The sequence below is a fragment of the Anaerolineales bacterium genome (assembly GCA_025808555.1).
Taxonomy (GTDB): Bacteria; Chloroflexota; Anaerolineae; order Anaerolineales; family UBA11579; genus JAMCZK01.
Genome location: CP075526.1, coordinates 1,259,485 through 1,270,740 on the forward strand (window position 1 = coordinate 1,259,485; position 11,256 = coordinate 1,270,740).

Annotated in this window: 10 protein-coding genes and 1 riboswitch; of the genes, 9 read left to right on the forward strand and 1 reads right to left on the reverse strand. The window is 59.6% G+C overall.

The genetic code is table 11. The annotated features are described in order from the left end of the window. Positions 1-2,181 (reverse strand): UvrD-helicase domain-containing protein, encoded by a 2,181-nt coding sequence (locus KIT08_06545; GenBank protein ID UYN88758.1) that lies wholly within the window; start codon positions 2,179-2,181, stop codon positions 1-3. Between the two features lie 95 nt (positions 2,182-2,276). On the opposite strand from KIT08_06545, the gene KIT08_06550 reads away from it, so the two are divergent. From KIT08_06550 to KIT08_06590, 9 genes are all read left to right on the forward strand, one after another. Beyond that, the gene (locus KIT08_06550; GenBank protein ID UYN88759.1) at positions 2,277-3,047 is read left to right on the forward strand and encodes a hypothetical protein; all 771 of its coding nucleotides are present in this window, start codon (positions 2,277-2,279) and stop codon (positions 3,045-3,047) included. Between the two features lie 41 nt (positions 3,048-3,088). Next, complete coding sequence (locus KIT08_06555; protein UYN88760.1) at positions 3,089-4,105, forward strand: hypothetical protein; 1,017 nt, start codon at positions 3,089-3,091, stop codon at positions 4,103-4,105. A gap of 77 nt (positions 4,106-4,182) precedes the next feature. Continuing rightward, positions 4,183-6,303 (forward strand): GAF domain-containing protein, encoded by a 2,121-nt coding sequence (locus KIT08_06560; GenBank protein UYN88761.1) that lies wholly within the window; start codon positions 4,183-4,185, stop codon positions 6,301-6,303. Next, positions 6,303-7,151 carry an MBL fold metallo-hydrolase gene (locus tag KIT08_06565; protein UYN88762.1) on the forward strand — a complete coding sequence of 283 codons (849 nt, stop codon included), beginning with the start codon at positions 6,303-6,305 and terminating at the stop codon, positions 7,149-7,151. The genes KIT08_06560 and KIT08_06565 overlap by 1 nt, the downstream gene beginning before the upstream one ends. Positions 7,152-7,154: 3 nt before the next feature. After that, positions 7,155-8,204, forward strand: a complete 1,050-nt coding sequence (locus KIT08_06570) for an asparaginase (protein UYN88763.1) — start codon at positions 7,155-7,157, stop codon at positions 8,202-8,204. Continuing rightward, complete coding sequence (locus tag KIT08_06575; protein UYN90792.1) at positions 8,201-8,887, forward strand: endonuclease III; 687 nt, start codon at positions 8,201-8,203, stop codon at positions 8,885-8,887. Before KIT08_06570 ends, KIT08_06575 begins: the two co-directional genes overlap by 4 nt. 26 nt (positions 8,888-8,913) lie before the next feature. Continuing rightward, positions 8,914-9,052: riboswitch (TPP riboswitch) on the forward strand. Further along, complete coding sequence (locus KIT08_06580; GenBank protein UYN88764.1) at positions 9,043-9,720, forward strand: thiamine diphosphokinase; 678 nt, start codon at positions 9,043-9,045, stop codon at positions 9,718-9,720. (Overlaps the previous riboswitch by 10 nt.) Positions 9,721-9,729: 9 nt before the next feature. Further along, entirely contained in the window at positions 9,730-10,770 is a 1,041-nt protein-coding gene (locus KIT08_06585) for a thiamine ABC transporter substrate-binding protein (GenBank protein UYN88765.1), read from the forward strand. Between the two features lie 9 nt (positions 10,771-10,779). Continuing rightward, positions 10,780-11,256: a pyridoxamine 5'-phosphate oxidase family protein gene (locus tag KIT08_06590; GenBank protein UYN88766.1), complete on the forward strand. Its 477-nt coding sequence runs from the start codon at positions 10,780-10,782 to the stop codon at positions 11,254-11,256.

Consider the following 11,256-nt stretch of genomic DNA (forward strand, 5'->3'; position numbering starts at 1 on the left):
TTACTTGCCTTTGGGTAGAGGTTGCAGGTTGGCGAAGGCCGCCATGACCTTCTTGAGCCCAACATCCTGAAAGAAAATGTCCACCATCTCATCATCATCCTGAATGCGGCTGTTGAGCACCATGCCTTCGCCCCAGGTGGGGTGCAGCACATTCATGCCTGGCTTGAACTGCGTTTGCAAGATGGGCGCGCTGCGTTGGCGTGGGCTTTCCCAGCGGTCAGGGCGATTGGGGTGCTCCAGGCGGCTTTGGTTGCCGCCCTCGATCAACTCGTCAGGCAGGTCATCCAAAAAGCGCGACGGCAGCGTGCCCTCGGCATAGCCATAGCTGCTCTTGTACATGTTGTGCACGAGCACCAGTTGGTCTTTGGCGCGCGTAATGCCTACATAGAATAGGCGGCGCTCTTCTTCCATTTCTTCGGGGTCATCCAGAGCGCGTTGGTGCGGCAGCGTGCCATCGTTCAAGCCGGTGATGAATACCGTGGGGAACTCCAGGCCTTTGGCAGCGTGCAGCGTCAGCAGTGTGGGCACTTCGCCAGATTCATCAATGGTGTCCTGGTCAGACACCAGGGCGATGTTCTCTAGGAACTCCGGCAAAGTCTTGCCGGCGTACTCGGCGGCCAGGCGGCGCAGCTCCTGCACGTTGTCCCAGCGGTCTTGCGCCTCGTCGTCAGAGCCATCCGCCATCAGGTATCCGTGATAGTCCACATCGTTGAGGATGCGATCCATCATTTGCATGGGCTCGGCGCCGGCTTGCGCCATCTCATGCCAGCGTGCCAGCAGCTGGCCGAATTTGGCCATGGACTGGGCAGTGGGCGTGGAGATGGGCGCAAACAGCGGGTCTTCTGGGTTGGCGCCCATATGCATCAGCAGCGCGCCCGGCGTGGTTTTGTTTTGCAGCGCAATGGTGCGCAGGACCGCCTGGCTCTTGATGCCAATGCGGCGGGTGGGCACATTGATCACGCGGCCCAGGCTGATCTCATCGTTCGGATTGAAGACCAGGCGCAGATAGCTCAGCACATCCTTGATCTCGCGGCGGCCATAAAAGCGCTGTGCACCCACGAGCTTGTAGGGCAGGTTAGCGCGCAAGAAAGCTTCTTCGATCAGGCGGGATTGGGCGTTGGTGCGATACATCACGGCAAAGTCGCCTGGGCGCGCTCCGCGCTCGGCGATGGTTGAAGCAATGCAATCCACCACAAATTTGCCGGTCTCTTCTTCGTTTAGCGTTTGCTGGTAGACCACTTTGCTGCCGTGGCCGCGGTCAGTGAACAGATGCTTGCGCGTGCGGTGCGGGTTGCGGTCGATCACCGCCATGGCAGCATCCAGGATGCGCTGGGTGGAGCGGTAATTCTGCTCCAGCAGAATTACCTGCGCGTCCGGGTAATCTTCCTCGAAGCGCAGTACGTTGCGATAATCCGCGCCGCGCCAGCGGTAAATGGATTGGTCGGTATCCCCGACCACATAGATATTGCGGTGCAAGGAAGCCAGATGCTTGAGCAGGCTGTATTGGGCTTGGTTGGTGTCCTGAAACTCGTCCACCAGAATGTGCTCGTAGCGCGTGGCATAGCGTTTGCGCACCTCGGGGTTGTCTTCCAGCAGCCGGGCTGACCACAGCAGCAGGTCGTCAAAATCCACCGCGTTATTGGCCATCAAGGCCTGCTGGTAGCGCTGATAGACGCGCGCCACCACCTCGTCGCGGTAGCTATTGATCGGCATATCTTCCGGCAGAGCCAGCTCGTTCTTGGCGGCTGAAATGCTGGCGTGCACGCCGCCGGCGCGGTGCATCTTTTCATCAATGTTCAGGTCCTTCAGCGCCTGGCGCACCAGCGCCACCTGGTCATCCGAATCGTAGATCACGAAGTTCTTGTTGACCGGTAGGTTGTCGGCCTCCTGGCGCAGCAGGCGGGCGCAGGTGGAATGGAACGTGCCCAGGGTGAGGCCGCGCGGGCGGCCACCCAGCAGGGCCTCTACACGGGAATTCATCTCTTTGGCGGCTTTGTTTGTGAAAGTAACCGCGAGGATGTTATAGGGGTTTACGCCCAATTCGCTGATCAGGTGGGCAATGCGGTGGGTCAGCACACGAGTTTTGCCCGAACCAGGGCCTGCCAGCACCAAAACCGGCCCCAGGCCGGCGTGTAAGGCTTGTTGCTGTTGCGGGTTGAGCCCCGCAGCAAGGTCTACCATAGCGTGATTGTACTGTAGCGATTCTTGGCGTTGAAAGCCCCCTTCACATGATGTATAGTAATTTCATCATTCCAGCAGTCTTGGAGGAGAAATAAATGGACAACGAGAAGAAAATTGGTGTGGTCACGCATTTTTTTGGCGGCCCCAGCGCGGCTGTGCTCAGCCTCAGCGCCCCGCTGAAGGTGGGTGATGAGATCCATATTGTGGGCTCCAGCACAAACCTTGTCGAGTTGGTCAGCTCCATGCAGATCGAGCACAACAACGTGGAGGAGGCCCACCCTGGGGATGATGTTGCCATTCTGGTCAGCGATGCGGTGCGCGCCGGAGACGAAGTCTTCCTGCGGGCAGACGAACCTGCTGAAATGGGAGCAGCCGCTGAGGCGGACGATATGGGGTACGACGCAAGTTCCAGCGATTCATCAGACTGGATGAGCAGCGAGCCTGAACCCGCACCTGAGCCGGAAGCCGAACCAGAGCCGGAAGCGGAACCTGAGCCCGAGCCCGAGCCAATCACGCCCACGCTCCCGGTTGTGGAGGCGCCCTCTGCCCTGATCGCAGCGGCCGCACCCAAGCCAGAGGCTAAGGCGAAAGCCAAGACGAAAGCGAAACCAAAGGCTAAGGCGAAAGCTAAGCCCAAGGCAAAGGCCAAAGCCAAGACAAAAGCAAAGACCAAGGTGAAAGCTGCGCCAAAGTCCAAAGTAAAGACCAAGGCTAAAGCCAAGGCGAAAACCAAAGCCAAGGTTGCGCCGAAGAGCAAGGCCAAAGCGAAAGCCAAACCAAAGGCCAAAGCGAAAGCTAAGCCCAAGGCAAAGGCCAAAGCCAAGACAAAAACAAAGAGCAAGGCGAAAGCTAAGAGCAAGCGCTAAGCTCAACCCTTAATCAGCCAGGAGTAAAATGGGTGCTTCCAATGGAAGCACCCATTGCTTTAAACACCAACTGGGGCATGTTGGGCCACGAATGGGCGGTTAGCCTGCTACGCCGCCAGATCGCAGATGGCCGTCTGGGCCACGCATACCTTTTCACCGGCCCGCTGGGCGTTGGCCGCCGCAGCCTAGCCCTGCGCCTGGCGCAGGCGGTCAACTGCACGCAGCCGCCGGCGCCAGGCGAGCTATGCGGCGAATGCCGTGCCTGCCGCGGCTTTGGCCGCGGCCAGCACCCGGATCTGCTGTTGGTCGAACGCCAGGAGGGCGACCGCGAGATCAAGATCGATGCGCTGCGTGGGCTGACCCGCTCGCTTTCGCGCACTCCGCTGGAAGCACGTTTCCAGGTGGCGCTGATCTTGAACTTTCACCATGCCAGCGAGGAGGCTGCCAATGCCTTGCTCAAGACGCTGGAGGAGCCCAACCCATCGGTCATCCTGTGCCTGACCGCGCTGGATGCAGACAGCATCCCTGCTACGGTCGTCTCGCGCTGTGAAGTGCTGCGCCTGCGGCCGCTGCCTTCGGCGAAATTGGCGCCTACTTTGCAAACCAGCCTGGGCGTAGATGCTCGGCAGGCCAACCTACTGGCCTCCGTGAGCCAGGGTTTGCCGGGCTTGGCGATCCGCATGCAGCAGGTTCCTTCGCTTTTGGAGAGCCGTTCGGCCTGGCTGGATGGGTTGCAGCGTCTGCTGCCTGCCAACCGCGTCCAGCGCTTTGCGTTTGCAGACAAGGCCAGCAAAGACCGGCCTGAGCTCAGAAATATGCTTTTGGTGTGGCTCTCCTACTGGCGGGATGTGCTGGTGAGTGCTTCGGGGGCTTCAATACCCCTGGCAAACACCGATCGCGCTGCCGAGATCAGCTCTTTGGGCCAGAAAATTGGCTTTGCTGACGCTGCCAATGCCTTGCAGGCGGTGGAAAAGGCGATTACCCAGCTTGAAACCAATGTAAATGCCCGCCTGGCGCTGGAAGTTCTGTTGCTGGAATTGCCCTCACTGCCTTCCTAAGCGGCTTATGCCGCTATGCTATACTGACTTAATCTGTCGCGGCAACGAGGTTGGGTTGCCGCTCCTCGTGTGAGCCAATGGCCGCTATCACCGCAGCCTCTGAGGGTGACGCCGTACGCGGCGCCAACCCGCAATCCTCGTTAGATTTATTGGTGCATGTCAGCCGTGAGCTGGCCTCCGCCTTAGACCTGCGCCTGGTATTGGAGCGGGTCATCAAGCTTTGCCTGCAGAATGTGGGCGGCAGCAGCGGCACAATCATCGTGTTGGATGACAATGGCTTGCCGCTCGATTCCATCATTATTGTCAAAGACAAAGTAATTCAAGAGACCACCGAGCAACTCAAGTTCACGCTGCAAGACGGCCTGGCTGGCTGGGTGCGCAAGAACCGCCAGGCGGCGCTGGTGGCAGACACAAGCGCAGATGCGCGCTGGCAGGCCGCCCCCAGCGGCAAGCCTGCCAGCCCCAAGTCTGTGGTCGCCGCGCCGCTGCTGGCGCGTGAGCGCCTGGTGGGCGTGCTGACCCTCACCAACCCTGAACCCGGCTTCTACACCGAAGATCATCTGAGCCTTGTAAAGATCATTGGTGAGCAGGCTGCCTTTGCGGTACTGAATGCGCGCCTGTATGCCGAGAGCCAGCGCAACGCCGGCATCATGACCGCCATTGCGCAAAGCGCCTCCGCCATCAACGCCAGCTTGCAGCTCGACCAGGTATTGCAGACCATTCTTGAGCAAACAACTGAGGCATTGGATGTTGAGGCAGTTTCTCTGGCGCTGCTGGATGCGCCAGGCAAAACGCTCGCCTTCCGCGCCGCCACCGGCAAGCGTAGCAAGCAGGTGCTCGGCATGCAAATTCAGCTGGGCCAGGGCATTGCCGGCTGGGTCGCCCAACAGGGCGAAGGCGTAGTGGTGCCAGATGCACAGGCCGACCCGCGTTTTTACGCCGCCGTGGATGAGCTTACCGGATACAACACCCAGGCTGTAGCCTGTGCGCCGATCCGCGCCCGCGGGCACGTCATCGGCGTCATCGAGGCGCTCAATCCCAGCGGCGGCGTGTTCGATGCGGCGGATCTGCCGGTGCTCGAAGGCATCGGCACGCTGGCCGGCACGGCTATCGAGCACGCTCAACTGTTTGCGCGGATGGAATCGGCTCGCGCGCGCTACCGCGAGCTGTTTGAAGACAGCATTGACGCCCTGTTCGTGACTGATCTGCAAGGGAATATCCTCGAGGCCAATCGCCAGGCCGAACTGTGGATAGGCTTTGACGAAGAAAGCCTGCACAGCATGAATGTGCATCATTTCCACCAGGCGGATTACAAGGCCCTGGGGAAAGAAATGGCAAATCTCAAAGATGGCCGCACAGTGTCCTATGAGTCGGTATTGCAAGGCCAGGGCAATACCCAAATTGCGGTCGAAGTATTCATTCATTCGATCATTGTGGAAGGTGTGGAGCAACTGCAGTGGATCTTGCGCGATATTGCCGAGCGCAAACGCCTGGACCAACTGCGCGAAGACCTGGCCTCCATGATCTATCATGACCTGCGCTCGCCATTGGCGAATGTGGTCTCCGGCCTGGATGTTTTGCAGATGATGCTCCCGTCTGACCAGGACCCGACGATACGTTCAGTGCTCGACATTGCCATGCGCTCCACGGAACGTGTGCAGCGCCTGGCCAACTCCCTGCTCGACACCTCGCGCATGGAAGCCGGCCAGCGCATCGGCAACCCTGAGCCGAATGCCGTGGCCGATATTGTGCAGGCCGCTCTGGAGGCGACTTCGCCCGGCGCCCAGGCCAAGGAAATTGTGCTTGATCCCGCCGTGGTCAAGGGCCTGCCGCGCGTGATGGCTGACGCCGAAATGATCCGTCGTGTGCTGATCAACCTTGTCGAGAACGCTCTGAAGTATTCCGAGCAGGGACAAAAGATCACCGTTGGCGCCAAACGCAGCGGGGATTTTATTGAACTGTATGTGCAAGACCAGGGCCGTGGCATTCCCAAAGCCGATCAGGATCGTATCTTTGAGAAATTTGCCCGCGTGCAGATAGGCGCCACCGGCAACACCAAGGGACTAGGTTTAGGCTTGGCTTATTGCAAGTTAGCGGTTGAGGGGCACGGCGGCAAAATATGGGTGGAAAGTGAACTTAGCAAGGGCTCGCGCTTTATCTTCACTTTACCCATCGCACGCACGGGTGAACTGAAGTAATGCGCAAGATCAAGCGCAATATCTACTTTGAAAGCAACTACGCCGGCGTGTCCGTCGGCGCCTTTTTGTTCTCTGGGCATACCGTGTTGGTCGACGCGCCGCTCAAGCCCGAAGACGGCCGCGCCTGGCTGGCGACCCTCAAGGATGCCGGCGCCAGCCCGTACATGAGCCTGGTGCAGCTCGACGCTCACCCTGATCGCACGCTGGGCGCCCAGACCCTGCAGGCGGACGTGCTGGCCCACGAAGAGATCGCTCGCCAGTTCCGCCGCCGCGCCGCGGTCTTCAAGACCGTTCGCCAGGAAAGCGGCGCCGAGTGGGAGAGCACGCCGGGGCTCACCGGCCTGCGCTGGATTCTGCCGCGCATCACTTTCTCACACACGGCGCAGATGCACTTTGACGACACCCAGCTGCATATCCAACCCCGGCCCGGGCCAGGCCCGGATGCGTGTTGGCTGCTGGCTCCCAACGAGGGCGTGCTATTCATAGGGGATGTCCTCACGATCGATCAGCCGCCCTTTATTGGCCAGGCAGATATCCCCCAGTGGATGGAACAGCTAGAAGAATTGCAATCGCGCCAGTACAAAGACTATACGATCATTGCCGGGCGGGGTGGCAAAGCTGAAGCGCGTGACGCCAAACAAATGCACAACCTTTTGAAAGACATGCACGGAAAGTTGCGCGGCATCAGCCGCAGCAAAAATGCATCCGCTGAAATTGAAAAGCTGGCCGCGAAATATGCTGATCGCTACAAGCCCAGCTCAAAACTGCGCCCACTCTACATCCAACGCTTACGTTACGGCATGCAAGAGTACGCGACCCGTATGCTGGCCAACGCCAAACGCAAATAGCTGATGGGTGAACCTGGCTTTCGCCCAGTCTTTAGCCTTAGCCGCGGGGGTCAGCAGGAATCGCTGCACTATGGCGCCATTGCCGTTGTCAGCCTCAATGGGGACCTGATCGCCTCGTGCGGCGATCCATATCTAAAAGCCTTCCTCCGTTCAGCAGCCAAGCCGTTCCAAGTCATGCCTTTTGTGCTGGCGGGCGGTTTGAGCCATTATGGCATCACTCCACAGGAGCTGGCGCTGATGTGTGCGTCCCACTCCGGCACAGATGAGCATGTGGCCGTCCTGCATGGGCTGATGAAAAAGACCGGCGTTGCCGAGGCGCAATTGCAATGCGGTACACACCCGCCGTATCACGCCCCCACCGCCGAGCGTTTGCAACGAGATGGCAAGCGCGCCACCCCTGAGCGGCATAACTGCTCAGGCAAGCACACCGGCATGCTGGCCTATGCGCGCATGCGCGGCTGGGACGCGGATAGCTATGTGGAACTTGAGCACCCGTTGCAGCAGGAAATTCTCGGCCTGTTTGCTGAGATGGCCGGTATGCAGATCAGCGAGATTGCCATTGGCATTGACGGCTGCTCGGCGCCCAACTGGGCCGCGCCGCTGTACAACACCGCATTGGCCTATGCCCGCCTGGCTGACCCCAGCGGCTTGTCTGCAGAGCGTGCCGAGGCCTGTGTGCAGATCGCTGACGCCATGCGCGCCCATCCCGATATGGTCGGCGGCCCGGATCGGTTTGACACCAGCCTCATGCAAGTGACTGCAGGCCAAATGGTCACCAAGGTCGGCGCCGATGGCTTTCAGGCCATCGGCCTGGCGCCTGGTGTGCTCGGCCCCGGCGCGCCCGCGGCTGGCATTGCCCTCAAGATCGCCGATGGGGATGCGCGCAAGTGGGCTAACCATGCCGTAGCGCTGGAAGTGTTGCGCCAGCTCGGCGTCCTAAGCCTTGAGCAATTATCCGCTCTCAGCAGTTACGGTCCGCAGCGCCCCGTCACCAATTGGAGCGGCATCACCGTTGGCATGGCTGAACCGGTCTTCACGCTGGAGCGTGCATGAAGGCTCTGGCGCGCCGCGCTGTGGCTATCCATGAGCGTCTCCTTGATTTCTTCGGAGAGCCGGAGTGGCGCACTCCGCTGCCCGCCCTGGACGAGCTGGTCTCAACCATCCTTTCGCAGAACACCAATGACGTCAACAGAGATGTCGCCTTCTTTGCGCTCAAGGACAAATTCGCCACCTGGGAAGAGGTGCGTGACGCACCCGCTAAGTCCATCATTGCCGCCATTCGCCCAGCCGGGCTGGCCAATCAAAAAGGGCCGCGCATCAAAACCGTGCTACAGGCCATCACCAAAGAGCGCGGTGAGCTCTCACTGGATTTCTTGAAAGACTATACGGCCGATGATGCTCGCAACTGGCTGACCCAGTTCAACGGCGTTGGCCCCAAGACCGCCGCGATTGTCTTGCAATTCTCGCTGGATATTCCCGCCTTCCCCGTGGATACGCACGTCTATCGCGTCTCAGGCCGCCTGGGCCTGCGCCCGGCCGGCATGAACGTAGAGAAAGCACATCCATATCTGGAATCACTCTTCCCCCCAGATACGTACTATGCTGCCCACTTGAACATCATTCGTCTGGGGCGCGAGATCTGCATGGCGCGCAAACCCAATTGCCCTGCTTGCCCCGTAAAAGATCTGTGCGATTATTACGCCGCAAATTACAAAAACGGTAAGCCGCTGAACTAGGCAAACACGATATACTAGAAGTAACAACTTAACGCTCGGGGAGCTTGCGAACACGTTTGGCTGACGCCAAACTGCGCTCGCGTTGGCTGAGAGGCAGACCCAGGTCTGCGACCCGTACACCTGATCCGGATCATGCCGGCGGAGGAAATGCGCAGATGCAGTACCCAACCTCCGGCATCACGCAGGAGGTTTTTGTTTTGCACGCACTGATCTTTGCCAACGGTGAATTGGAGTTGCCCGCCAGTGGCTTGCCTGCTGCTGACTTGCTGATCGCAGCGGATGGCGGCTCGCGCCACTGCCGTACGCTAGGGGTATATCCGCACCTGTTGGTTGGCGATCTGGATTCGCTGGAGCCTGCGCTCCAGACGGACCTCAAAGCCCATGGCGTGCAACTGCTCGCCCACCCGGCCCGCAAAAATGAGACTGACTTTGAGTTGGCGTTGCTGTATGCGCAGGAGGCTGGCGCCAATGCCGTTACCGTCATCGGCGGCTTGGGCCGTCGTTGGGATCACAGCCTGGCTAACCTGTTGCTGGCCGCGGATGCGCGCTTTACTGATCTGCCCATCACCTTCCTGCACGGCCCTCAGCGCCTATTCCCTGTTCGCCGCCATGTGCAGCTGGATGCGCCGTTGGGTAGTCGCGTTTCGTTGATCCCTCTGGCGGGCGATGCGCTGGGCGTAACCACGCACGGGCTGGAATATCCCCTGAACGCCGAGCGGATCCCGTTCGGCAGCAGCCGTGGCGTCAGCAATGTAGTGGCCGCTGGCGATGCACACATCACACTTGAAGGTGGGCTGCTGCTGTGCGTGCTCACGCCCGCCGACTATGACTAAGGAGTAATAATGGCTAAGAAACTTGTATTCGCCACTCTGGCCCTGCTGCTGGCTGCGTGCAGCGCAGCCGCGCCGCAAGACCCGCGCACCCTTACTGTAATGACGCATGACTCCTTCGCCGTCTCGGAAGAAGTCGTCGCCGCCTTCCAGGATGAGCACGATGTCACCGTAACTTTCCTCAAGATGGGCGACACCGGTTCCGCTACCAATGCCGCTGTATTGGCGGGCGATCAACCTCTGGCAGATGTCTTCTACGGCGTGGACAACACTTTCCTCAGCCGCGCTTTGGATGGCAATATCTTTGAACCCTACGAGTCGCCGCTGCTGGCCGAGATTCCCGACTACTTTGAACTCGACCCAGAGCACCGCGCCCTGCCCGTGGATTTTGGTGACGTGTGCCTGAACTATGAGAAAGCCTACTTTGCAGAGGCCGGCATTGCGCCGCCCGCCAACCTGGAAGACTTGCTGAAGCCGGAGTACAAAGATCTGCTGGCCGTGCAAAATCCAGCCACTTCCTCGCCCGGACTGGCCTTCTTGCTGGCCACCATCGGTCACTTTGGTCAGGATGGCTATTTGGATTACTGGCAGGGCCTGGTGGACAATGGCGTGAAGGTTGTCAACGACTGGGAGACGGCTTACTACTCTGAGTTCAGCCAGTGGGGCGGGCCGCGCCCCATCATCGTTTCCTATGCCTCCAGCCCGCCGGTTGAACTGGTATTTGCCGAAGAGCCCATGGACGAACCGCCCACCGCCGCCGTAGTGGCGGATGGTGCCTGCTTCCGCCAGATCGAATTTGTGGGCATCCTGCGTGGTACCCAGAACCGCCAGTTGGCTGAAGCCTGGGTGGACTTTATGCTTTCCACCACTTTTCAGGAGGACATGCCGATGCAAATGTTCGTTTTCCCTGTCAATGAGAACGCCCAACTGCAGCCGGAATTTGTAAACTATCTGCAAGTGCCCGACGAAACCTCAGTGGTCAGCCCGGCAGATATTGCCGCCAACCGCGAGCAATGGATCAATGCCTGGACCCAGGTGGTGTTACGCCAGTAAAGGAGACCTATGAAAGCCAGCCGTCCCCACATGCCTGGCTATGGCATCCAGCCCGCTGCCAAAGGCGGGCTGTTGCCGTGGTCTTTTGTATCTGATCAGATGTTGGCCGCGCGCAACTACTGGGTCAACACCGTGCGTGAAGATGGCCGTCCGCATGCCGCTCCGGTATGGGGTCTGTGGCATGCGGATAGTTTCTTCTTCAGCTCTGGATGGGACTCGCGCAAAGCGCGCAACCTGGCTGCCAACGCCGCCGCGGTAGTCCACCTTGAAAGCGGTGACGACGTCATCGTCCTGGAAGGCGAGATGGAAATTGTCTCGCCAGAGGGCGAGACAAAACTGCTGGCCGACTTGGATAAGCTCTACAAAGCTAAATACGGCTTCCCCTTCCTTGGCCTGGGGAATATCTATCGATTCAAGCTGCAACAAGCCTTCGCCTGGAAAGAGGCCAACTTCCCCCAGACCGCCACGCGTTGGCAGGCTGAATAG